At 43.3% G+C, this 23,744-nt stretch carries 18 protein-coding genes; 11 read left to right on the top strand and 7 right to left on the bottom strand.

Features of this window, described 5'->3' with window-relative positions:
• A complete protein-coding gene (locus KIH87_RS02665; RefSeq protein ID WP_232360000.1) occupies positions 1-177 on the bottom strand; it encodes a hypothetical protein in 177 nt (58 codons plus the stop codon).
• Positions 178-293: 116 nt separating this feature from the next.
• Positions 294-1,130, bottom strand: coding sequence for an MBL fold metallo-hydrolase (locus KIH87_RS02660; protein WP_232359999.1), 837 nt, complete (start codon positions 1,128-1,130; stop codon positions 294-296).
• A gap of 192 nt (positions 1,131-1,322) precedes the next feature.
• On the opposite strand from KIH87_RS02660, the gene KIH87_RS02655 reads away from it, so the two are divergent.
• From KIH87_RS02655 to KIH87_RS02645, 3 genes are all read left to right on the top strand, one after another.
• The gene (locus KIH87_RS02655) at positions 1,323-3,038 is read left to right on the top strand and encodes a peroxidase family protein (protein ID WP_232359998.1); all 1,716 of its coding nucleotides are present in this window, start codon (positions 1,323-1,325) and stop codon (positions 3,036-3,038) included.
• Positions 3,039-3,362: 324 nt separating this feature from the next.
• The gene (locus KIH87_RS02650) at positions 3,363-5,102 is read left to right on the top strand and encodes a peroxidase family protein (protein WP_232359997.1); all 1,740 of its coding nucleotides are present in this window, start codon (positions 3,363-3,365) and stop codon (positions 5,100-5,102) included.
• Positions 5,103-5,342: 240 nt separating this feature from the next.
• On the top strand, positions 5,343-6,164 hold the full coding sequence (locus tag KIH87_RS02645) for a mechanosensitive ion channel family protein (protein ID WP_232359996.1): 822 nt from the start codon (positions 5,343-5,345) through the stop codon (positions 6,162-6,164).
• A 174-nt stretch (positions 6,165-6,338) separates the two neighbouring features.
• Here KIH87_RS02645 and KIH87_RS02640 read toward each other — a convergent pair whose 3' ends face one another.
• Entirely contained in the window at positions 6,339-6,584 is a 246-nt protein-coding gene (locus tag KIH87_RS02640) for a YfhL family 4Fe-4S dicluster ferredoxin (protein WP_232359995.1), read from the bottom strand.
• Between the two features lie 263 nt (positions 6,585-6,847).
• On the opposite strand from KIH87_RS02640, the gene KIH87_RS02635 reads away from it, so the two are divergent.
• Both KIH87_RS02635 and KIH87_RS02630 read left to right on the top strand, forming a co-directional pair.
• Positions 6,848-7,870, top strand: a complete 1,023-nt coding sequence (locus KIH87_RS02635; protein WP_232359994.1) for a type IV toxin-antitoxin system AbiEi family antitoxin — start codon at positions 6,848-6,850, stop codon at positions 7,868-7,870.
• The gene (locus tag KIH87_RS02630) at positions 7,851-8,708 is read left to right on the top strand and encodes a nucleotidyl transferase AbiEii/AbiGii toxin family protein (RefSeq protein WP_232359993.1); all 858 of its coding nucleotides are present in this window, start codon (positions 7,851-7,853) and stop codon (positions 8,706-8,708) included. Before KIH87_RS02635 ends, KIH87_RS02630 begins: the two co-directional genes overlap by 20 nt.
• A 22-nt stretch (positions 8,709-8,730) precedes the next feature.
• Here KIH87_RS02630 and trhP read toward each other — a convergent pair whose 3' ends face one another.
• Complete coding sequence (gene trhP / locus KIH87_RS02625) at positions 8,731-10,134, bottom strand: prephenate-dependent tRNA uridine(34) hydroxylase TrhP (protein ID WP_232359992.1); 1,404 nt, start codon at positions 10,132-10,134, stop codon at positions 8,731-8,733.
• 379 nt (positions 10,135-10,513) lie between these two features.
• Here trhP and KIH87_RS02620 point away from each other — a divergent pair, with 379 nt between their 5' ends.
• Together KIH87_RS02620 and KIH87_RS02615 are read left to right on the top strand one after the other, a co-directional pair.
• Positions 10,514-11,701 (top strand): MFS transporter, encoded by a 1,188-nt coding sequence (locus tag KIH87_RS02620; RefSeq protein ID WP_232359991.1) that lies wholly within the window; start codon positions 10,514-10,516, stop codon positions 11,699-11,701.
• 113 nt (positions 11,702-11,814) lie between these two features.
• On the top strand, positions 11,815-12,741 hold the full coding sequence (locus KIH87_RS02615; RefSeq protein WP_232359990.1) for a hypothetical protein: 927 nt from the start codon (positions 11,815-11,817) through the stop codon (positions 12,739-12,741).
• 51 nt (positions 12,742-12,792) lie between these two features.
• Here KIH87_RS02615 and KIH87_RS02610 read toward each other — a convergent pair whose 3' ends face one another.
• Positions 12,793-13,110, bottom strand: coding sequence for a CcdB family protein (locus tag KIH87_RS02610; protein WP_232359989.1), 318 nt, complete (start codon positions 13,108-13,110; stop codon positions 12,793-12,795).
• Positions 13,110-13,355 carry a type II toxin-antitoxin system CcdA family antitoxin gene (locus tag KIH87_RS02605; protein WP_232359988.1) on the bottom strand — a complete coding sequence of 82 codons (246 nt, stop codon included), beginning with the start codon at positions 13,353-13,355 and terminating at the stop codon, positions 13,110-13,112. Before KIH87_RS02605 ends, KIH87_RS02610 begins: the two co-directional genes overlap by 1 nt.
• 311 nt (positions 13,356-13,666) lie before the next feature.
• Between KIH87_RS02605 and fusA the strand changes: the two genes are divergently transcribed.
• Both fusA and KIH87_RS02595 read left to right on the top strand, forming a co-directional pair.
• Entirely contained in the window at positions 13,667-15,757 is a 2,091-nt protein-coding gene (fusA, locus tag KIH87_RS02600) for an elongation factor G (RefSeq protein WP_232359987.1), read from the top strand.
• A gap of 410 nt (positions 15,758-16,167) precedes the next feature.
• Entirely contained in the window at positions 16,168-18,810 is a 2,643-nt protein-coding gene (locus tag KIH87_RS02595) for a DUF5666 domain-containing protein (RefSeq protein WP_232359986.1), read from the top strand.
• 123 nt (positions 18,811-18,933) lie between these two features.
• Here KIH87_RS02595 and KIH87_RS02590 read toward each other — a convergent pair whose 3' ends face one another.
• A complete protein-coding gene (locus tag KIH87_RS02590; RefSeq protein ID WP_232359985.1) occupies positions 18,934-19,725 on the bottom strand; it encodes an ion transporter in 792 nt (263 codons plus the stop codon).
• Between the two features lie 562 nt (positions 19,726-20,287).
• Between KIH87_RS02590 and KIH87_RS02585 the strand changes: the two genes are divergently transcribed.
• Positions 20,288-22,066 carry a DEAD/DEAH box helicase gene (locus tag KIH87_RS02585; RefSeq protein WP_232359984.1) on the top strand — a complete coding sequence of 593 codons (1,779 nt, stop codon included), beginning with the start codon at positions 20,288-20,290 and terminating at the stop codon, positions 22,064-22,066.
• Between the two features lie 227 nt (positions 22,067-22,293).
• Positions 22,294-23,706 carry a siroheme synthase CysG gene (gene cysG / locus KIH87_RS02580; protein ID WP_232359983.1) on the top strand — a complete coding sequence of 471 codons (1,413 nt, stop codon included), beginning with the start codon at positions 22,294-22,296 and terminating at the stop codon, positions 23,704-23,706.
• Positions 23,707-23,744 lie beyond the last annotated feature (38 nt).

Genomic DNA, 23,744 nt, shown 5'->3' with positions numbered 1-23,744 from the left:
TTACATCAAATAGCAAAAACCGCCAGTATCAACGCAAGTGCGCAAGCATTCCTGATAATCGGTTGGAGAACCACTGAACTTCGCACACAACTGCAAGCAGCATTGGGAATAAGCATAGGAAAAACTACTTACACTCAGAACTGCACCGAATAAAACATACTTCATGTTTATTTTCATCTTATCTGTCCTGTAAAAATATTAACCATAAAAAATACTGCCCAGTTTATATAGACAAGCATTTGACAAAATTCAAACAAACAAGAGAAAAAATTTTCAATCTGTGAAGATAGCATTCACAATTCAGTACCATTCTCCTTTGTATTTTCGTGTATTGAAATACTTTTCCCTGGTTCGGAAAAGTAATCTTTACCCGATTCCTTTAACGCTTCAGGAACATACCGGGGTACATGGATCCCGATATTTTTAGCTGTATTCAACATCTTGTCGGAAATATGCAAGCCATCCTCTGACATAAAAAACCAGAAAGGTGGAAAGCCCATTGAAGTAGGATGCTTCTGAAAATATTCCTGATAAGGCTGGAAATGCATGCGTTTGTCATCGGCATCACCCAAGTGCATCACGGACACATGTTCATTCAATGTAACCCGATAAATAAAGTTTTCGACATCCTGCCACGAAGGCCAACCAGCATGAGGAATACGCATCACTTCAACGTGAATATTGCCGAGTTCGATTGGCTTAGGCTCGTCACCGGGTTTCATACTCTGCCCACGAATACGCTGCAACAGCGTGGGTTCCATTCCTTGAGACAACATTTGATCAATCGCTTGCTGCGGAGCAATCAACACCACTTCCGGGTGTGCGCTCAGGTACTGAATAACGTCAGCCACATCAAAATGATCGCCATGAGCATGGCTAATAAACAAAGCATCAATACCATCATAAGGCGCCTCTCCCTGCATGATTTTGTGATGCATGCTTTCGGGTACTAACTGAAAACGCCCGTAATCCTTATGGAAAAAAGGATCAAACAAAATTTTGCTATCTCCATCTTTTATCATCACGGCTTCATTACCCAAATAGGTCGCCGAAGCGGGTTCATGAGCAATGGCTTTATTGAATAGTGATAAAAACAGATAGGAGCAAAACAGGAAAAGACGAGATGTCATGATTAAAAATGAGCCTGACGAAAAATAAGTAGAAAAATTATACCCGCTCCAAGCCCTTTCCCGCTCTCATTTTTTCCTCATGAAAAATAAAAAATGTAAATTTTTTTTGATCATTGTGTCAACCAAGTGAATCGTCATCCGTTTTGAGAGTTATAAGCAATATGCTTGAACAACAACACAGGATGAAAAATTATGCGTACACAAATGAAAATAAGTTTGTTAGCACTCGCTATTATGTCAATTAACGCTAGTGCTCAGGATAAGGCACAAGAAGTTAATACCACCAACAATGAAAGACCTGCACTTCGCTTGCCACAAAGCGATACTTCTCCGGCTCGTCGAATTGAACGTCAGGCTGTAATCGCACCGCAAAGAGAAACCGATGTTGAAATGCGCACCTTTGATGGTAGCAACAACAATATCAATAACGCTGAAATGGGTTCGACCGGCATTCAACTGCGCCGTTTAACCTTTGCTGATTATGGTGATGGCGTTTCAACACTAGCTGGGGAAAATCGCCGTTCGCCTCGTGAAATAAGCAACATAGTATTCACTCAAAGCCATGAGCAATATAACGGCAAAGGCGCAACGGATTTTCTCTGGCAATGGGGACAGTTTCTGGATCACGACATTGATTTAACGGTGGGTGTATCCCCTTCCGAACATGAAGATATCTCGGTTCCTGCTGGAGATATTTACTTCGACCCCGATTCAACCGGCACAGTGACCATGTCATTTAACCGTTCCATTTACGATACCAACTCCGGGACCAATGCCAGCAATCCACGCCAACAGCTAAACGAAATTACTGCGTGGATCGATGCATCAAACGTGTACGGTTCATCACAGGAAAGAGCTCAAGCATTGAGAACACTTGATGGAACCGGAAAACTGAAAACCAGTGCCGGGAACTTTTTGCCTTTTAACGAAGAGGGTTTGCCAAATGCCGGTGGCAACGGAAGTAACCTGTTTTTAGCGGGCGACGTTAGAGCCAACGAGCAAGTTGGATTAACCGCCATGCATACCCTCTTCGTTAGAGAGCATAATCGTATCGCCAGCAATATAGCTCAAAGAAATCCGGGCTTAAGCGATGAAGAGATCTATCAACGCGCTCGAAAAATGGTCACGGCTGAAATTCAGGTCATTACTTATAAAGAGTTTATTCCCATGCTACTGGGTCGCGATGCACTTAGACCCTATTCAGGTTACAAGCCCAACGTTGAAGCAGGCATTGCCAATGAGTTTTCCACTGCGGCTTACCGTCTGGGGCACAGCCTGCTTAGCCCGGAAATACAGCGTCTGGATGCCAACTTTAATGTTATCGCTAATGGCAATTTGTCACTGCGTAGCGCCTTCTTCGCGCCACAGGAGATCCTCGAAAACGATATCGATAGCATCTTAAGAGGGCTGGCTTCTCAACGTTGCCAAGGCGTAGATACCTATGTCATTGACGACGTGCGCAACTTCCTGTTTGGTGAACCGGGTAACGGCGGATTCGATTTAGTCTCTCTCAATATCCAGCGCGGTAGAGATCACGGATTACCTTCGTTAAATGATGCACGTCAAGCATTAGGCTTGCCTCGCTATACGTCATTCGCACAGGTCACATCAAAACCCGACTTACGTCAGCGCCTTGCTTCAGCCTACAAGAATGTTAACGACATCGACCTTTGGGTAGGCGGATTAGCCGAAAACAAATTTCCAGGCGCAATGGTAGGTGAAACTTTCTTCCGCATCTTACGTCATCAATTTGAAGCGCTTCGAGATGGTGATCGTTTCTGGTATGAAAATGACTTAAATCAGGAGCAAATTGCTCGGGTCGAAGAAACCTCCCTATCCCGAGTGATCCGCCAAAACACCAACGTTGGCGCAGAACTACAACGTAACGTATTTAAAGTAAGAAGATAATTCACACTTTTCCCTAGAGCTTCCCTCCAGTTTGTTACCCCACCTTAGACAAACTGGCTGGGAAGCTCACTCTTCACTTTCCAGCAGTATTAACTTTCGAATTTAAGAAATAATAATTCGTAGATATACATCCCTAACAAACATTTGCATCTGTCTCAAGTGAAAAAGCCTTAATTTAAAAACGTATAAAATACTTACCTCTTTTTATATATACGTTAATTTGAGAATACTTATTTAACCTTTATTGAACAATCGGGTAATTTTTAATACCTTACATTCCCCGTAGTTAACACTTTCATTTTTCAAAAATTAGGAATTTATTCCATGAATAAGACATTAAGGCTGAGCGTTGTTGCTCTTGCAGTATTCAGCGTCACTGCAAATGCCGCTCAAACCGATACCCAAACGACACAGAATACCGATCTCGACTTATCTAAAAAGCAAGTTCACGTTTCACAACAAGCGCAACAGCCAAAAGAAAAGAACGAAACCTCTCCGGCTCGTCAAATTATCAGACAAGAATCAGCAATTGAGATTGCGGAAACCGCAACCGATGTTCGCACCTACGACGGTACGAATAACAACTTGTATGCCACTCATATAGGTTCTACTCACCAGAAGTTAGTACGTTACACTGTGGCAGACTACAGTGATGGAATTTCAAAGCTGGCAGGTCTGAACCGTAATTCTGCACGATCCATTAGTAACTACGTACTAGCCCAAACAGGCAGCACAGCTAATTTCAGAAAAGCAACCGATTATCTATGGCAGTGGGGACAATTTCTGGATCACGATATAGATCTGACAGATGGTGTGTCTCCTGCTGAACCTGCCAATATCAAAGTACCTCTTGGCGACCCTTATTTCGACCCGGATTCGACAGGTACTTCGATTCCGCTTAACCGTTCAATTTACGACGAATTTACCGGTACTGATGTGGGTAACCCTCGCCAGCAAATTAACGAAATTACCGCCTGGATTGATGCTTCTAACGTGTATGGCTCATCACTTACCCGGGTCAGGGCTTTACGTACGTTCGATGGAACAGGGAAATTAAGAACCTACAAAGATAAGTTCCTGCCTTTTAATGTCAGAGGACTGCCTAATGCAGGTGGCGATAGTGACACGTTATTTCTAGCAGGTGACGTACGAGCTAATGAGCAGGTTGGCCTAACAGCCATGCATACATTATTTGTACGTGAACATAATCGCTTGGCAACTCTGATAGCACAAAGAAATCCCAGTTTAAGTGGCGAAGAGATTTTTCAGCAAGCCAGAAAAATCGTTGGTGCCCAAATGCAAGTGATCACTTACAACGAGTTTCTGCCTGTGCTATTAGGTAAAGGAGCACTTTCCCCTTATGCGGGCTACAACCCCAAAGCGAATCCCAGCATTGCCAACGAATTCTCGACTGCTGCATATCGCTTAGGTCACAGCTTGTTAAGCCCCACCATTCTGCGTCTTGATGCCAACCTGGAAGAAATCAGCGGCGGACATTTACCATTGCGAGATTCATTCTTCGCTCCCAAGCAAATTCTTGAATACGATATTGACCCAATTTTAAGAGGACTAGCGCATCAAACTGCACAAGAACTCGACAGCTACGTTATTGACGACGTTCGTAACTTCCTGTTTGGTCAGCCCGGCAATGGCGGTTTTGACTTAGCGTCCTTAAATATTCAGCGTGGACGTGATCATGGCTTACCTTCCTATAATTACGCGAGAAAATCTCTGGGACTTGGTACTGTAAGCAGTTTCGCTGAAATTACTTCAGACACCGTCGTTCAAGAGAAGCTTAAAAAAGCCTATGGCGATGTCAATTCTATTGATCTCTGGGTTGGTGGTTTAGCGGAAGACAACTATCAAGACGCGATGGTAGGAGAGTTATTCTTCACCATTTTGAAACGTCAGTTTGAAAGGCTTCGTGATGGTGATCGTTTCTGGTATCAAAATTACCTGACAGCGGTAGAGCAAAAAGCGGTCGCAAGTTCAACACTGGCTGACATCATTCGCCGCAATACAGATATTGGTAGCGAAATTCAGGAATACGTTTTCTTGCGCTAATATTACAAGTCAGGTTCCCAAGGATGGGAACGGATCACTTCCAATTAGCCCCTAAATTATCAAGTCATTCCTCCGTTACACCTGCAAAAGTTGAACAATATCTATACAGATCAGAAAGTTGGTTATTTTACTATGCTTGGTCGATAATATGAGATATATAAATTCTTTTTAGCACATCAGTAAAATCTGATTATCCTTTTAACCTCTAGAACACTCACTCAGACACATTGAGAAATCATAATGGAAATAATTCAAGATTGGCTTAATAACAACTCTCAGTTAATCACCACCTATGCACTTAACATTCTTATCGCCCTGGTTATTTTATATTTCGGGAGAAAAGTAGGGAAATACGCCACAAATTTGTTCGTATCCATGCTGGAAAAAAGATCCGTTGATAAGGCGGTAGGTTCCTTCTTATCCAGCATTGTTTACTCATTGATCATGGTAGCGGTACTGCTTATGGCACTTGGGCAATTGGGTGTAGAAACCACCTCCTTTATTGCTATTTTGGGTGCTGCGGGTTTAGCGATTGGCTTGGCCTTAAAAGATTCGTTATCTAACTTTGCTTCTGGCGTTATCATTATTTTGTTTCGCCCCTTCAAGGCCGGAGATTACATTGAAGCGGCGGGTGTCGCAGGTTCGGTGAAAAAAATCGAGATATTTTCAACCACCGTCAATACTCCCGACAACAAAGTCATCATCATACCTAATGCTTCCATTACAGGTTCATCCATCGTCAATTACTCCAGAGAAGAAAAACGTCGCATTGATTTGGTTATTGGTGTGAGTTACGACTCAGACATCAAGCTGGCCAAGCAAGTATTAACCGATGTTGTCAATGCCGATGAAAGAGTATTGAAAGATCCAGCGCCTAACGTCGCGGTTCTGGAGCTGGCTGATTCTTCAGTGAATTTCGTGGTACGCCCCTGGGTTAACACCGGTGATTACTGGCCAACCCGTTTTTCTTTGATGGAAAACATTAAGCTGGAATTGGACAAGGCTGGCGTTGGTATTCCATTTCCTCAAATGGATGTGCATTTGCATAAGCAGGATAACTAAGAACATTAGAGCTAGCATAGCGACCAGATTCTGGCCTTCACCAGAATGACGAGCGTTATGCTAGCGCTCTTTCTGAAAGTTCCCGTGAAAACAGCTTCTCCTTACCTCACTTGTTTGAAACTGTTTGAAACATCGTCATGCTGACGAATGTCAGCATCTCTTTTCCCTGCAACGTTAAGACGTCAATCTCACATATTTCTCTGCCAACTGATCCAATGTTTCCTGATGATTCGGATCGACAGTAATACAGCGAATAGGACAAACACTGATGCAGGTAGGATTATCGTAATGGCCGACACACTCAGTACAGCGATTGGGATCAATCTCATAGATTTCTTCCCCCATAAAAATGGCTTTATTAGGACATTCCGGTTCACACATATCACAGTTGATGCAAGTGTCTAAAATCTTTAATGCCATCTATTTGTTTTTCCTGAAAATACCTATACAACTGGTTAATCAACGGCCTAAAAACAGAATTTTAATGGTTTTTGTACATAGGATCCATTTCCTGTTTCATCACTATTTCGAGCGCTTTTGAGATTGCATTAAGCTGGATGTCGTTCACTTTTTAGCATCGTTCAAAATTAATGAACACAAACAAATATTGAACAATAAACTTGCTTCACGTTCGTTTTTCACTTATGTTCAATATTAATGAACATGACAAGTAATTGAACGAAATGTTAGAACAGCAAGAGCTTATAGAAAAAGCAGTTGGTCAATTAAACCAACAAACAGGGTTAAAAGTTGATTATCGACTGATTAAAAACAGCCTGAATGATGGTGAGTTAATACTGTCCGGCATTAACCACTCGCTCCCCATAGAGTGCAAAAAATGGCTAAGTAAAAATCATGTTCAAAAACTGACTGAACAACTAAATCAAAAAAGCATTTTAATTGCAGACTATATAAACCCTAACCTCGCCGTTTATCTTAAAGAGCTACAAGTGCAATTCCTTGATGTGGCGGGTAACGCCTACATCAACCAACCTCCCGTTTATATCGACATTCAGGGCAAAAAACCTGAAAAATCGCCTAACGAAGTGGCTATGGTAAAACAGTTAGGTAAGGCTTTTCAGCCTAAAGGCATGAAGGTTGTTTTCATGCTTCTGGCTTATCCCGAATTAACAAGAGCACCTATGAGAACCATCGCTGAAGCAGCGGAAGTGGCTCTTGGTACAGTCAAGCAAGTGATCGATGACTTGATCTACCAAGGATTCATTATTCAAAAAGGTCAGCATCAGAATGAGTTAGCCAACCGGAGCGCTTTATTGGAAAAATGGCTAGCGGCCTATCCAACCAGTGTAGAAGCCAAACTCAGCAAAGATGTTTACTTTACTGACAATCCTGAGTTACTGAAAAGCCTGAAATTAGAAAAATTGCATGCTCTTTGGGGTGGCGAATACGCCGTCGAAAAATACGATAACTACCTCAATGCAAAGGACTATCTAATTTATGTAAACCGAGAACATAAAAATGAAGTGTTAAAAGCCGCCAGACTGAGGAGAGCCAAGCATGAGGAGCTTTATCATCATAATGCTTCCAAAGTCATTTTGGTTGAACCACTTTTGTCTATCGACAAAATTGAAGATCAGCAACACGGATTGGCACATCCCCTTTTAGTCTACGCCAATCTTGTGGCAAGCTTTGAGCCACGAAACATAGACGCAGCAAGGAGGTTCTATGAAAACTACATCGCTTAATGTCACAGGGAAACTTCTAAAGGGCATGGTGGAGCTTTACCAAATCATTGACGCACACGCTAAAGCGTTAAATATTCCTTATCTGGTTATTGGCGCCACAGCCAGAGACATCATTCTTCATCATGGCTTCAAGGCTGATATTGAACGCGGTACCAGAGATATTGATTTTGCAATACAAGTTCAAAGCTGGGAACAGTTTGAACAACTCAAAGCCAAATTACTGGATAACGGCTTTATTCTTCACAAAGAAAAAGCTCATCAATTTATAACGACCGTACCTAATGGTGAAGAATGGGAGATTGATATTATTCCATTTGGCAATATTGCGGATGATGATCAAGCTATAACGTGGCCGCCAAAGCATGATATAGCAATGAAGGTAACCGCATTTAAAGAAGCTTTCGACAACGCTTTGAATGTAACAATTGTAGATAATCCGTCGCTTGAGATTAAAGTCGCTTCGCCAGCGGGAATGCTGCTTCTGAAACTCATATCCTGGTTAGAACGTGAACCAGGTATTCGTGGCAAAGACGCTATGGATATCTACTACCTGACCAAGCACTATTCAAAAATTCCTGAGATTATTAATGCTATATATGATGAGGGCTTTATGGAGAATCAAGACTATGACGAACATAAAGCCTGTACAATGAAGCTTGCTAATGACGCTCGTAGCATCGCTGATAACAAGACCCTTCTATTTATAGCTGAACAACTTTTGGATAATGAAGCCAAACTCGATAACTTAACATTGGATATGCACCGAGGTGTTAAGATTACGTACCAAACTGCCAGTGAGCTACTCACTATTATCGCTGAGCAATTAAGAGCTCATTAACTTCAACGGTATCTACCTGAAATTAAACTGCAACAGACGCTTCTTTAAACGGGTTACGCGTGTTGGTTCCTTCGTCTAAATTACGCAGCAACAAGGCGTATTCCAAATCCAAATCGGCCGGAACAGGAATGCGTACCTGATGACCTGAGCCCTTTGCATCGTCAATAGATTGCCCTTTACTATCAAGCATGGTTTCCAGCGTGAAATGAATATTGCCCGCCGGGGTCATTAATTCCATAGAATGCCCAACGCAGAATTTATTCTTCACGTCGATAATCGCCATACCCGTTTCTTCGCAGCGCCCCAGCACTTCACCAACGAATTGCTGTTTATCGCTGATGGAATTTCCAGTTTCGTAATTTTGATAATCACTGTGGCTATGACGGCGTAAGAAACCTTCGGTATACCCTCGATGCGCAAGGGTTTCCAATGTAGTCATCAGTGTTGCGTCAAATGGCTTCCCGGCGACGGCATCATCAATGGCTTTACGGTATACCTGGGCAGTGCGAGCGCAGTAGTAATGAGATTTAGTACGGCCTTCAATTTTCAATGAATGTACGCCGATTTCGGTTAGTCGAGGCACGTGTTGTACTGCCCGAAGATCCTTGGAATTCATGATGTAAGTACCATGCTCATCTTCAAAGGCTGGCATATAGACACCGGGCTTTTCCTTTTCTTCCAGCATAAATACCTGGCTTGTCGGTTCGCCTTCACCGAGAGTGGGAATGATTTCTTCGGGTTTAACCTTCTGCACGGCATGAACGATGTCACCCGATTCGGTTTCCTGCCCCTCTTTTACATCGTAACTCCAACGACAGGCATTGGTGCAGGTTCCCTGATTCGGATCGCGTTTATTCATATAGCCCGATAACAAACAGCGACCCGAGTAAGCCATGCAAAGCGCACCATGTACAAACACTTCCAGTTCTGTGTCTGGCGCTTTTTCACGAATCACTTCTATTTCTTCCAGCGCAAGTTCACGCGACAAAATCACTCGCTCGATGCCCTGCTTGGCCCAAAACTGTACAGTGGCATAATTAACCGCATTGGCTTGCACAGAAAGGTGAATCGACATGTCTGGAAAACGTTCGCGTACCAGCATAATCAAACCGGGATCAGACATGATAAGAGCATCGGGTTTCATGGCAATAACAGGTTCGATGTCTTTTAGGTAGGTATCCACTTTGCTGTTATGTGGCGCGATATTACTGACAACGTAAAACTTCTTGCCTAGAGCATGTGCTTCATCAATGCCAATCTTTAGATTTTGAGCATTAAACTCGTTGTTACGAACACGCAGAGAATAACGAGGCTGTCCGGCATAAACGGCATCGGCACCATAAGCAAAGGCATAGCGCATATTGCGCAAACTTCCCGCTGGCGACAATAATTCAGGGACAAATTTCGGCACACACTTCTCGTTCATTACTTCCTCGTCATTTCAAATCTTTTTCAGCGTTGGCAGCAGCTCAAATACAAAAGCGCACCAAAAACAAGAGCGCACCAAAAACAAAAACGCGGAATTCTAGTTGTGCTCAAATTAAGCAGCAATGGAAATGCTGGTAGAAGTTGATCTGGATCAAAAAGTTGGGACGAGTCTTTCAGTCTGAATGTTCTATGGATTATCTACCTTACATCATGCGGTTTACCTAACCCACTGATTATGTAAAGATTAGCGACATAATAACAATAACGATTGAGCGACCACGCTCTCCAGGCCAATGACCTCAGCAAGCACCCCAGCAGATACATCCAAATCACTTAAACATTACCTCATCTTATTCACATTGATTTTTGCTGGTGAGATGATTTTTACTCTGCCTTTTCATATTGCTCGCTTTTTCCGCCCTACCTTTCTTGAAGCGTTTCAGTTAACCAATACTCAATTGGGCGATGTGTATGCGGTTTACGGGATTACAGCCATGTTGGCTTACTTTCCTGGAGGCGCTATTGCCGATCACTTTTCAGCGCGAAAATTAATGGCAATGTCTCTGTTGTGTACCGCGCTTGGCGGTTTCTATCTCTACACAATTCCACCCGTTACAGGGCTCTACATTGTTTATGGCTATTTTGGCTTAACCACTATTTTGCTTTTCTGGGCAGCAATGATAAAAGCAACTCGCGACTGGGGTGGACATAATTCCCAAGGACTGGCGTTTGGCTTTTTAGATGGCGGTAGAGGATTAATGGCAAGTATCGCAGCCAGTGTCGCCGTGGTTATTTTCAGCTCAATATTAGGTGAGCAATTAAAAGACGCAACAGCAAGCAAAGCTGCGATTCAATCCGTGATTTTGTTTTATTCCTGTATCACGCTCACCGCCGCGGTTTTGGTCTGGTTTATTATTCCTCATGTCAAACCGAGCTCATTAGGTGCCACTGCCAGAATAGGAAAAGACATATTTCACGTGGCTAAAAATCCCAGTGTTTGGCTGCAAGGAGGCATTATCGTTGCCGCCTATTGCGGATACAGAGCACTCGACAACTACGGCCTGTATGCCGTTCAGGTGTTACAAAAGAACGCAGTTGAAGCCGCTGAATTCACCACTCTGGGCAGCTACACTCGCCCGCTGGCAGCCATCGCCGCCGGGCTCATTGCCGATCGATTATCATCAAGCAAACTGGTTTCATTCATCTTCTTTATTGCTGCGGCAGTGTTCTGTGTTTTGAGCATCGTCACACCAGAGCAAATTGGTTCACTGATTATTCTGGGTAATCTGCTAGTCACTTTTGCCGCTATGTATGCGCTACGAGGCATCTATTTTACCTTGCTGGAAGAATCGAAACTGAAAGCGAATATCACTGGAACAGCCGTTGGATTAATTTCCCTGATTGGCTACACGCCAGACATATTCTTTGCCGCAGTGGCAGGCAGAATTCTGGATGCAAGCCCCGGCATTACAGGCTTCCATAACTACTTCCTGATGCTAACCTGCATCAGCTTTGCCGGAATGCTATTTGCTTATTTGTTGGGAAGGCAGATCAAGAGATCATAGATGCTATTCATTTTGTAAACCGAGCTCTAAATAAAACTAAGTAAAAATAACTACTAAGCTCTTTCTCCAAAATATACAATGGTTATTTATTGCACCTTAACTAAAAGAAAAATATGAATACCATATATATAATTAACGAAGTGCTCCCCGAAGAGGAGGTAGTATCGCCGTCTTCTGAAACACAACCGGTATTGGGGAATTTCAATAAGTTCATAACAGGCTTACAAGTAGGTAGTTTGATAAGATTTCCTTTATCACCCGCTATAAGCTTACCGATAGCGTTAATAGCAGCTGCTGGGCTTGCAGCACCTTACATAGAGCAACTGCTATCTAAAAATAAAGACAGCAAACTTCAAGAAAAAACTGAAAAAGAAATTGCTCGTTTTATATCTGAAAATGGAGTGACCTTAACACAAGTGAATGAAAGAGGATTAAACTTCCCACCAGGTCATCCAGTAGTTGGGCAAATTTATAGAAAGCATCCTTTGGTAAATTCTCAGAAAAACCTATACATACCTGATGATAATTACGATGAATTACTCCATGAAGAAAGAGAAGTTGAACTAATCAAAATACTTGTTGATTTAGGAGCAACAAAAATTGTGATTAACAAGTATTCTACCAGTCAGACTGAATCAAACCTATCTATAGAAGCTACATCTAACAGCGATATTCAACTATCAGCTTCTACAGCAGTTGAACTATCGAAGAGAAAAACCTCAATACTGCTTGATTCCCGAGTTTTTGAATTTGATGGTAAGAAATACAGCGCGGAAAGAACGTTTTGCTCTGAAGATTACAACTGGCTTGATTACGAACCATCCTGGAAGGCAGTAGTTTATGGTAGAGAAGTCGGCCGATGTAAAAGGGCTACAATTAATATCAACAAAGCCAGCCAATTCAGGGGGGATATATCGGCAACAATTAAGGCCAAAAACGCCCTAATATCTATAGCGTCAAATGGAGAGTACAAAGAAGATAACAGTCAAAGCTACTCCTACTCTGTAGAAGTGGAATTTAGTTCCATAAAAGACTCGTAATACTTGAGAATCAAATAAACTTAGTGCCGCTGAAGATTTTAATTCCAGTATTCAAATTCCCGTAATTAAGAAATCAATAGCGCCAATAATTTCTTCGCGAAAGGCGCTCAAATCATTGACCGGCTCGGTCAAGATACTTCTAGGAACACTGGTCATTTGCTGCGTCAACATGACAAAGTCTCCCTCACGAATATGGATGACAGGACACAAATGACCAGGCGCTTTTTCACTTAACAAGTCTATCGGTGTTAATGGGATCACCAATCTGGTGTTAAGGCTTTCAAGCAATTGATTTTGCACATCAACAAAATAAGGGTAGGCCTCACAAGAGTTTCGATCTTTATTTTGATATAAGCAGAACTGCGCCATCAAAATACCCTGTAGCTGTCTGAAAACAAACCATGCTTTTCAGTTAGAGCATTACAAGCGTCTAAGGACTCTGCATTTTGCTTCAACCATTCATCTCGTAAGCATTTTGCCACTTGTTTTTCCAAAGCCTCTTCCATTGTCGCAGACAAATTTATGTTAAATCGCTTCGCCTCAGCCAGCAAATCACTGCGAATACTCAAATTAGTGGCTTTTTTTGGGGAGCGAGAGTGATGTTCTTTTCTCATAAGCAGCCTATTGATGCGCATATATAATGCGCACCACTGTAAAACAATCAATCTTAATTAACAAATATTGAAGCCCGATTGGGATAGAATGAATTCTTACTTGAATCTCAAAAAAAGCCATAAATATCAATACAATCAAATCAAGATGCCCCATCAACACTGCGCTAATACAAACTTCTTTGTCAGCGATCCTGAACAGCGATTAAGCGACAACTTCAACAGGCGCAAAAATAACCAATACAATTGGTTTAAAATCGCCCTAAATCTTGTATAATGCCGCGCAATTTTTTTTAACTCATAAAAGTGAAGCCATGACTGACTTAGCCAAGTATAGAAATATTGGTATCTTCGCACACGTAGATGCGGGGAAAACAACGACTACAGAACGTATTTTGAAATTGACCGGTAAAATCCATAAGACCGGTGAGGTACACGACGGTGAATCAACTACGGACTTCATGGAACAGGAAGCTGAGCGTGGTATTACAATCCAGTCAGCTGCAACGACCTGTTTCTGGAAAGATCACCGTATGAACATCATCGATACTCCAGGGCACGTTGACTTCACTGTTGAAGTATATCGTTCTTTGAAAGTATTAGACGGTGGTGTGGGCGTATTCTGTGGTTCTGGTGGTGTTGAGCCTCAATCAGAAACCAACTGGCGTTATGCTAACGACTCTGAAGTAGCTCGTTTGATCTTCGTAAACAAGTTAGACCGTATGGGTGCTGACTTCTATCGCGTTGTTAAACAAGTTAAAAACGTACTAGCAGCAAATCCTTTGGTAATGACGTTGCCTATCGGTATCGAAGACGACTTCAAAGGCGTTGTTGATGTACTAGAGAAGAAAGCGTACATCTGGGACGACTCTGGTTTGCCAGAAAACTACACTGTACAAGACGTACCAGCTGACATGGTTGACAAAGTAAATGAATACCATGAGCAACTGATCGAAACTGCGGTTGAGCAAGACGACGACCTGATGATGGCCTACATGGAAGGTGAAGTACCTTCTTTGGAAGACATCAAGCGTTGTATCCGTAAAGGTACTCGTGACCTTGCGTTCTTCCCGACTTTCTGTGGTTCTGCATTTAAAAACAAAGGTATCCAGTTGGTTCTTGATGCTGTTGTTGACTATTTGCCAAGCCCAACAGAAGTTGATCCTCAACCTCTGACTGACGAAGATACTGGTGAAGCGACTGGTGAAGTAGCCATCGTTTCTCCTGACGAGCCACTACGCGCATTGGCGTTCAAAATCATGGACGATCGTTTCGGCGCATTGACCTTTATCCGTATTTACTCAGGTAAGATGGAAAAAGGTATGACTATTCTTAACAGTGCTACTGGTAAGACTGAGCGTATCGGCCGTATGGTGGAAATGCACGCGAACGATCGTACTGAATTGAGCAAAGCTCAAGCGGGTGACATCATCGCTGTTGTAGGCATGAAGAACGTACAAACCGGTCACACTCTATGTGATCCTAACCATCCTTGTACACTTGAGCCAATGATCTTCCCTGAGCCAGTAATCTCTATCGCTGTATCTCCTAAAGATAAAGGTGGTACAGAGAAGATGGGTATCGCTATCGGTAAACTGGTATCAGAAGATCCAACATTCCAGGTTGAAACTGACCAGGAATCTGGCGAAACCATCCTGAAAGGTATGGGTGAGCTTCACCTGGACATCAAAGTAGACATCCTGAAACGTACTTATGGTGTTGAATTGAACGTAGGTAAACCTCAGGTTGCTTACCGTGAAACCATCACACGTGAAGTTGAAGATGGCTACACGCACAAGAAACAATCTGGTGGTTCTGGTCAATTCGGTAAGATCGACTATCGCATCAGACCTGGAGAAACAGGTAGCGGCTTCAAGTTCAAGTCTACCGTTGTTGGTGGTAACGTTCCTAAGGAATTCTTCCCAGCCATCGAAAAAGGCTTTGCCTCAATGATGAAAGAAGGTCCTTTGGCAGGCTATCCTGTGTTGGACGTAGAAGTTGAGTTGTTCGACGGTGGATACCACGCAGTTGACTCTTCGGCTATCGCGTTTGAAATTGCAGCGAAAGGTGCATACCGTCAAACCATGCCTAAAGCGGGCCCACAACTTCTTGAGCCAATCATGAAAGTTGACGTGTTCTCTCCAGAAGACAACGTTGGTGACGTAATCGGTGACTTGAACCGTCGTCGCGGCATGATCAAAGATCAAGAAGCTGGCCCAACAGGTGTTCGTATTAAAGCTGACGTACCACTTTCTGAAATGTTCGGTTACATCGGTCACTTGCGTACAATCACTTCTGGTCGTGGTCAATTCTCTATGGAATTCTCACACTACATGCCTTGTCCGCAAAACGTTGCTGAAGCAGTAATTGCAGAAGCCAAAGCACGTAAAGCAGAAAAGAAATAAGAGTCTTTTCTTAAAATACGAAAAACCCGGCCTTGGTAACAAGCGCCGGGTTTTTTATTGCTTAACTTAATCCAGGGTTCTCGCTCGTATTACAGCAATACCACCTAATCTATGAATTCATTTTAGGTATATAAACTCATTCCATATTATTATCTAATCCAGCCTTCCTCAAACAGTGCAGAGTCAGGCGATCGTAAAAAAACCTTTAAAATAGAGGCATACCAGCCACATCACTCAAGAAAAGAAACATTCCCATAATTATCCCACACCCCACAAAGGTTTTATTTCCCATAACCATTACTGCAATTCTTCCCGGTACACTTTGCTCAATAGTCAATTTATTACTACGTTTTATACCTACGCATGAATTTAAGCCCTACTTCAAAATGAATAGGAAAGTGGAGAATGACATGATCTCGATAACCCGCATATCAGCCTTACTCGCTGTTTGTTTATTTTTTATATCCGCCTGTGGCGGAGGCTCAAGCAGCTCAACACCGCCGCCTTCAACAACCCCCTCAGCATCTCTAACCATTAGTTTGTCGGGATTACCGGACGGCAGTTCACCAGACGTCATGGTGACAGGCCCGAATAGCTATAGCCAAACGCTAACGGCTACAACCACATTATCAACGCTTGAAAGCGGCACTTACACCATCAGCATTAACGAAGTCTCCGCCGATGGTATTGTTTACGACGTATTACCCGCCGAGCAAACCATTACCTTAAGCAATGCTCAAAACGCATCCGTTGCTCTGGTTTATCAAGCAGAAGTAGTTAGCACGGGCGTAATATCCAACTTCGGCAGCGTCTATGTAAACGGTGTGAGATATGCCACGGATAACACCGAATTTAACGATGATGAACAACAAGAAGCCAGCGAAGATGACTTTGATGTTGGCATGGTGGTAACAGTGAATGGTCGCATAAGCGCAGACGGTACAGTGGCCGATGCGGTGAGTGTGACTTACACAGTACATGCCAAAGGCCCTGTAGATAGCGTTTCACTAACTGACAGCCAAATTACGGTTCTGGGTCAAACCTTCGAAATCGACGAACTGACCATTTTCAATAACATCACCTTCGACACCCTATTACCGGGCATGATAGTTGCCATTAGCGGCATCGACGAAGGTGATACCGACGGCGATGGCAACAATGAATTTCTGGCAACCCACGTAAACCTGTTCGAGACTGTTGATACTTACGTGTTAAACGGTGAGGTCTCTCTGCTGGATACCGAAGCTCAACAATTCTCAATCTTCTCCACTCCGGTTGACTACAGCGCAGCAACGGTCGTCGGCACATTGGAAGATGGTGTATCTGTTAATGTTAAAAGCACTTCAGAACTGGTAGAAGGCGTACTTATTGCTGATTCTGTTACCGTCATCACGGAAGATACGCCTATTTCAGGCCAGCAAATCGCATTAGACGGCGTGATTACCAGCATTGTTGACGAGCACACCTTTATCGTTGCCGGTAACACCATTAGTTGGGATGAAAACACAGAATTTTATGCAGGAACGTCTGAAGACCTGGCGGTAAACCTTCGAGTTAAAGCCTTTGGCGTTGTTGTTGATGAAGTATTGCAAGCCAGAGCCATTCGTCTGGATAAAGAAGGAGTTATTCAGTTAGAAGGTGCTATTGAAGCCATCGACACCGACGCTCAAACCCTGACGTTACTGGATACCACTTTTACTCTGGATCAACACAGCAATTTCATTGATCGCTCCGACGCCAAAGTTCGCCGACTGACGCTGGGTGACTTAGCCATTGGTGATATCGTTGAAGTAAAAGCCTTTAGCAACGATAACGCACTGGTTATTCGCCTGTTGGCAAGAACCGAATTATCAGGTGAAGAACCCTCAGGAAATGTTGAATTGGAAGGCCAAGTGGGGCAAATCACTCAGCCAGATTTCCAAGTTCAAGGCGTGATGGTTGTCACCAACGAATTCACCGAGTTTGAGTATCAGGAAGACGATTTAACAGCAGATGAATTCTTCGCTCTGTTGACTAGCGGCTCCCGAGTTTCTGTTGAAGGGCAACGTCAAGACGACGACACTCTGCTAGGGTTAGAGGTCGAATTATTAGACGATAACGGTAACAGTGAACAAGGCTCTGCGGTAAGACAAGTCAAAATTCAGGGGACGATCAGCGAGTTGGATGATGACAGCAACTTTGTACTTAACGGCAGAAACGTCATTACTGACGAATACACCCGCTTTAAAGACGGCGCTGAAGCCGACTTGCAAAATGGTGCACTTGTAGAAGTTAAAGGCAGAGAGCTGGACACTGGTGATATTCTGGCAACTCGAATTGAGTTTGAACGCGAAGACAATAACGAAGCCGTAGAAATTGAAGGCACGATTGATACCTTTGACAGCGCAACCGACTTCACCGTAAACGGGCATGCAGTCACCACCATTGAAGATACCATCTATGTTAACGGCGATGCGTCTTCATTAGCGCAAGGCGTTGCTGTTGAAGTAAAAGGCATTCTGGATAGCGATTCCACCCTGATCGCTCACCGCATAGAGTTTGCTTCTCAAGATGAGGAAATCAGCATTTCTGGCACTATCAGCAATTTCATTTCCGAAACCAACTTCATGGTCGCCGACCAACAAGTAACAACGACACAACAGACGAAATATGGCAAAGGTAACCATCGTCGTTTAGGAAATGGTGTTGTTGTGGAAATTGAAGGCACATTAAACGCAGAGAATGTTCTTGTTGCCAAAGAAATTGAATTCTCCGCTACAGAGAGAACCACACTGGAAGGCGAAATTCAGTCTCTGCAATCCAGTAATAGTTTTACCTTGGCAAACCATGAAATCACCTTTGATGAATACACAGAGTTCGACAATGGCACAGCCGAAGATCTTGCTGTCGGAGTCTCTGTAAAAGTGAAAGGCTTCTTCACATCAGACAACGCTATCAAAGCCGAAGAAATTGAGTTTGAAGACAGTGAAGATGACGATGGAAACGGCGACGACGACGGTGATGGAGAAGGCGATGACGAGGATGATGATGATGAAGACGGCGGTAACGGCTAACTCTACTCACTCGTAATAAAAATTAAATGATTAATCTCAAAGCTACAGGCGCGTCCCTCCCTCGCCTGTAGCTTTTACCCCAAAATCAATTCGAAGACCAAAGGAAATAACCGCTTGAGAAGGCTATTTCCTTTCCAGCAACAACGCCTTTAACTCACGTATTTCATCTTGCAGCTCTTTCATGGTCGGTTCTTTTCCATTCTCTTCTGCTCGAACTTTAGCGTGCTCTTCTTCCATAACATTGACCACAATACCAATCACCATATTTAAAAAAGCGAATGCAGTAAAAAAGATAAAGCTCATGTAATACATCCAGCTCATCGGGTAAACATCCATGGTCTCGTACTGAATATCAGTCCAATCCTCGAATGTCATTATCCTGAAAAGAGTCAGCATGGAAATCGCAATATTGCCCCAAAGTTCTGAATTGATAGGACTAAATAAGAAGCTACCTACTGCGGCATAAATATAGAAGATAATAAACAGAAGCAACATCACATAGCCCAGCTGTGGCAAGGCTTTTATAAGCGAATTAATAAGGATCCTGAGCTCAGGAATAATAGACACCATACGCAGCACCCTGAACACCCTGACCAAACGAGCTAACAGTGCCATTTCGGTATCCTGGATAGGTATCAAACTGACCAACACAACCAGGGTATCAAAGATATTCCAACCGGAATGAAAAAAGCGTTTTTTATCGGGTTCAGCCCAGAACCGAACTGTTATTTCAAACAGAAAAAAGAGAGTGATAAACCAGTCCAGAACCAAAGTAACATCAATGGCAAAAGCAGGTAATTCATAGGTTTTAGCACCTATTTCCAGTGCTGAAATGATAATGACGGCAATCACTAACATTTCAAATGCCCTGTTATCCCTGAGTTTTAATAACTTTTCTTGAATTCCACTAAACATGGCGACAATGCCTCCAAATTAAACTTTCGCGTATTTGGGGGAATTTTTTAAGTTTTAAAGAGCAAAGGCGGAGAAAAGATATTGCTCAAATATTCAGCCCAGAGGTAGTGATATATGCAGGAACGCACTCCTCAATCTCACCAGCTCTGATTCAGATATAACTTCAAAACCTGGATAAACCCCTCCTAGCCCAATGAAATCACAGTTAACCAACATTTAAAGATGAGAATTCTTCAGGAATTAACGAGTTTTAATGTTAAATATCACAACATTTGTAAAATTATCGTTAATCATAAAAACACTTATTTTACAAAGCTTACAAGTGCATAAAAACACCTTAATCGTTTTACTCCGACGCCATAAACTTAAAAAAACAGAAGCTTTTTCCGCTATTTCCCCTCAAATATATAAAATCACCACTCAAGCCACATAAAAAAGCACATTATCAAGTAGCCAGCGGACAAGTTTTACTCTACAATGCGCCACATTTTCCCCAGTACTGAGCTATTCTTAAGCATGTGGTCATTGAGAAACGGTTCAGCATATAAGTGAGTACATATCTATGACAACCGACGTTTCCATTAGCTTTAAAGATTTAGCCCTTCCTCAAGAAATTCTGGACGCGTTGGATAAAATAGGCTACGAAAAACCTTCCCCTATCCAGGCAGAAAGTATCCCTTTGCTACTTGAAGGACGAGACCTGATTGGACAGGCTCAGACAGGTACTGGTAAAACAGCCGCCTTCGCTTTGCCGATGTTAGCCAAAATCGATAGTTCACTGAAAGAGCCACAACTATTAGTTCTGGCACCAACACGTGAATTAGCAATTCAGGTTGCCGAAGCATTTCAAGCCTATGCCAGCTTCAACAAAGCATTACGCGTGCTGCCTATTTACGGCGGCCAATCTTACGATAACCAGATTCGTCAATTGAAGCGCGGAACCCACGTTATCGTAGGTACGCCAGGCCGTGTTATCGACCACATCAAGCGCAATACATTAAAGCTCGACAGTTTGAAAATGTTGGTACTTGATGAGGCCGACGAAATGTTACGTATGGGTTTCATTGATGACGTTGAGTGGATCTTGTCTCAAGCGCCAGAAGAAAGACAAACAGCGCTGTTTTCAGCCACCATGCCTGCGCCTATCAAGAAGATCGCCACCAGCTATCTGAATGATCCAAAGACAATTAAAATTGCGTCCAAAACCAGTACAGCGAAAAGCATTCGCCAACGTTATGTACAGGTTTCCGGGCATCACAAATTATCAGCGCTAACGCGTATTTTGGAAGTCGAAAACTATGATGGCGTTATCGTGTTCGTCAGAACAAAAACTGCCACCATCGAATTGGCTGAAAAGCTAAGTGCCCGTGGTTACGATGTTGAACCTTTAAATGGTGACATCCCGCAAAAATCCCGTGAGCGTACCGTTGAAAGACTGAAACAAGGCGGTATTGATATTCTTATCGCTACCGACGTTGTGGCTCGTGGACTAGACGTTGACCGTGTAAGCCACGTTATTAACTACGATGTTCCTTACGACACAGAATCTTATGTACACCGTATCGGTCGTACAGGCCGTGCTGGACGATCTGGCGATGCCATCCTGTTTATCTCTCATCGTGAAATGCGTTTATTGCGCACTATCGAAAAAGCGACCAAGCAAAACATGGAGCCGATGCCGATTCCAAGCCTGACTGAAATGAACGAATCTCGCGTACAACGCTTTAAAGAACGCGTTATGGCAGCGTTGGAAGAGGATCAGGCAGATACATTGCTACCGGTTATCGAAGCAATTCAACAAGAAACCGAAGCATCACCAGAAAAACTGCTTGCGGCTTTAGCCAAGTTGGCACAAGGTGACGAGCCTTTGGTACTGAAAGAGTCTGATGTACCCGATATTTCTACACGCCCACCAAGAGAAAAGCGCGAAGGACGCGATGATCGTGGCAGAGGCCGTGAGCGCGGAGATAGAGGTGAGCGCGGAGATAGAGGTGAGCGCGGAGATAGAGGCGATCGTGGTGATAGAGGCGACCGCGGAGACAGAGGTCGTGGCAGAGGCGAAAAACGCCGCACCAGTACGCCGGATGAAGGCATGCAACGCTACCGCATTGCGGTTGGTCGCAGCCATGGCGCAAAACCAGGTAACATTGTTGGCGCTATCGCTAACGAAGCCAACATCGACAGTAAATTTATCGGTGCCATTGAAATTTATGATTCGTACAGCACGGTAGATTTACCAGAAGGTATGCCTACAGAAGTACAAGATTTATTGAAGAAAACTCGTGTCGCAGGTCAAAAACTTGATATCCGTGAGTGGGTTGAAAAGAAGAGTCGCGACTAAGAGGTTCTGATTTAAATCAGGCTTTCCCTACTTAATTCATCTTGGTTATAACAAATCAAATTATTTTATTTATTTGTTATAACCGATGAATGCATAATTCCCCTTCTAGAATTCATTCAGGCTGAGCTATAGTGCTCAAGCTAAATTGAATGTAAATTGTTTCCGGTAATTCCTGATTGCTCACAGAATTACACCAAACATACATTCAAGTTTGTGGTGGCAGGATCATGCGTTATTTCCCTATATTTGTTGATACTCAAAACCAGCATTGTCTGGTCGTTGGCGCTGGGGAAGTGGCAGCTCGCAAGATTGAATTGCTATTAAAAACCGAAGCGCAGATTACGGTTGTCGCACCAGAAGTCACTCCCACAGTTAAAACTTATGCTGAACAGGGTAAAATCTCACTACTTGAGCGACGTTTTCGCGACACAGATATTCAAGATCAAACTCTGATTTTCGTCGCAACCAATAATTCCCAATTGAACCAACACATCCACGAAATCGCCAGTAAAGCGGGTTTAATGGTGAATGTGGTCGATAATCCTCCACTATGTCGTTTTATCACACCCGCCATCGTAGACCGCTCACCTATTGTTATCGCTTTAAGCAGTGCTGGCGTAGCACCCGTTCTACTCCGATATCTACGGCAAAAACTGGAAACACTGATCCCACAACGCATATCTCAATTGGGTCGCTTATTTGAACAATTTAGAGATAAGGTTAAGCAGCATTTTAACGACCTAGATTCTCGCCGCGCTTTCTGGGAAGAAGTCATGGAAGGTGACATCGCAGAGCAAGCGTTGAATGGCAATCATGAAGAGGCCGTAAAAGCCATTGAAAGCAAGCTGGCTAATTCATCGGCTCAGCAACCACTGGCTGGCACGGTTTATTTAATTGGCGCGGGTCCCGGGGATCCAGAATTACTCACCTTTAAAGCACTGCGTATTATGCAAAAAGCCGATGTTGTCGTATATGACCGTCTGGTCTCCAGCGACATTTTGGAAATGGTGCGCAGAGATGCCGAGAAAGTCTACGTTGGAAAAGCGAAAAGTAAGCACACACTTCCACAAGATGACATTAATCATCTACTTGTAGAACGAGCAAAAGCGGGCCAGCGAGTGGTTCGCTTAAAAGGCGGAGACCCGTTTGTTTTTGGTCGTGGCGGTGAAGAAATCGAAACCCTTATTGAGCACGAAATCAATTTTCAGGTAATTCCAGGTATTACTGCCGCGACAGGTGCAGCCAGCTATTCGGGAATACCGCTGACTCACCGTGCTCATGCTCAGTCTGTTGTCTTTGCAACCGGTCACTTAAAAGACGACACCATTGATTTGGACTGGCCAGCATTGGTACAGAAAAACCAAACACTCGTGTTCTATATGGGCTTAACCGGATTACACATTATCTGTGAACAACTGATTCAACATGGTTTGGCGCCTTCAACCCCTATCGCTCTGGTGCAATCTGCCACCACTCATGAACAACAAATTCTCACTGGCACGTTGGAGAATATTGTTGAACGAGCCAAGCAATCCACTATTGCTCCGCCCACTCTTATTATCGTGGGCAGCGTGGTATCACTCCATGAATCCTTTGCCCCCTATAACCAGTTAAATCGGAACAAGTTAATCCAACCATAGGTGGATTTCTCTAAAATTGACAACTGTTGAATAAATTT

The sequence above is a fragment of the Paraneptunicella aestuarii genome, from assembly GCF_019900845.1.
Lineage (GTDB): Bacteria > Pseudomonadota > Gammaproteobacteria > Enterobacterales > Alteromonadaceae > Paraneptunicella > Paraneptunicella aestuarii.
This window is presented reverse-complemented; position numbering and strand designations above follow the sequence as displayed.

What these genes read in the sequence shown, in the direction of transcription:
- KIH87_RS02660 (WP_232359999.1), bottom strand. Translation starts at nt 1,130, where the DNA reads ATGACATCTCGTCTTTTCCTGTTTTGCTCCTATCTGTTTTTATCACTA.
- KIH87_RS02615 (WP_232359990.1), top strand. Translation starts at nt 11,815, where the DNA reads ATGAATACCATATATATAATTAACGAAGTGCTCCCCGAAGAGGAGGTA.
- KIH87_RS02650 (WP_232359997.1), top strand. Translation starts at nt 3,363, where the DNA reads ATGAATAAGACATTAAGGCTGAGCGTTGTTGCTCTTGCAGTATTCAGC.
- KIH87_RS02655 (WP_232359998.1), top strand. Translation starts at nt 1,323, where the DNA reads ATGCGTACACAAATGAAAATAAGTTTGTTAGCACTCGCTATTATGTCA.
- KIH87_RS02640 (WP_232359995.1), bottom strand. Translation starts at nt 6,584, where the DNA reads ATGGCATTAAAGATTTTAGACACTTGCATCAACTGTGATATGTGTGAA.
- KIH87_RS02665 (WP_232360000.1), bottom strand. Translation starts at nt 177, where the DNA reads ATGAAAATAAACATGAAGTATGTTTTATTCGGTGCAGTTCTGAGTGTA.
- KIH87_RS02645 (WP_232359996.1), top strand. Translation starts at nt 5,343, where the DNA reads ATGGAAATAATTCAAGATTGGCTTAATAACAACTCTCAGTTAATCACC.
- KIH87_RS02610 (WP_232359989.1), bottom strand. Translation starts at nt 13,110, where the DNA reads ATGGCGCAGTTCTGCTTATATCAAAATAAAGATCGAAACTCTTGTGAG.
- KIH87_RS02630 (WP_232359993.1), top strand. Translation starts at nt 7,851, where the DNA reads ATGAAAACTACATCGCTTAATGTCACAGGGAAACTTCTAAAGGGCATG.
- KIH87_RS02635 (WP_232359994.1), top strand. Translation starts at nt 6,848, where the DNA reads ATGTTAGAACAGCAAGAGCTTATAGAAAAAGCAGTTGGTCAATTAAAC.
- KIH87_RS02595 (WP_232359986.1), top strand. Translation starts at nt 16,168, where the DNA reads ATGATCTCGATAACCCGCATATCAGCCTTACTCGCTGTTTGTTTATTT.
- KIH87_RS02585 (WP_232359984.1), top strand. Translation starts at nt 20,288, where the DNA reads ATGACAACCGACGTTTCCATTAGCTTTAAAGATTTAGCCCTTCCTCAA.
- KIH87_RS02590 (WP_232359985.1), bottom strand. Translation starts at nt 19,725, where the DNA reads ATGTTTAGTGGAATTCAAGAAAAGTTATTAAAACTCAGGGATAACAGG.
- KIH87_RS02605 (WP_232359988.1), bottom strand. Translation starts at nt 13,355, where the DNA reads ATGAGAAAAGAACATCACTCTCGCTCCCCAAAAAAAGCCACTAATTTG.
- trhP (WP_232359992.1), bottom strand. Translation starts at nt 10,134, where the DNA reads ATGAACGAGAAGTGTGTGCCGAAATTTGTCCCTGAATTATTGTCGCCA.
- fusA (WP_232359987.1), top strand. Translation starts at nt 13,667, where the DNA reads ATGACTGACTTAGCCAAGTATAGAAATATTGGTATCTTCGCACACGTA.
- KIH87_RS02620 (WP_232359991.1), top strand. Translation starts at nt 10,514, where the DNA reads ATGATTTTTACTCTGCCTTTTCATATTGCTCGCTTTTTCCGCCCTACC.
- cysG (WP_232359983.1), top strand. Translation starts at nt 22,294, where the DNA reads ATGCGTTATTTCCCTATATTTGTTGATACTCAAAACCAGCATTGTCTG.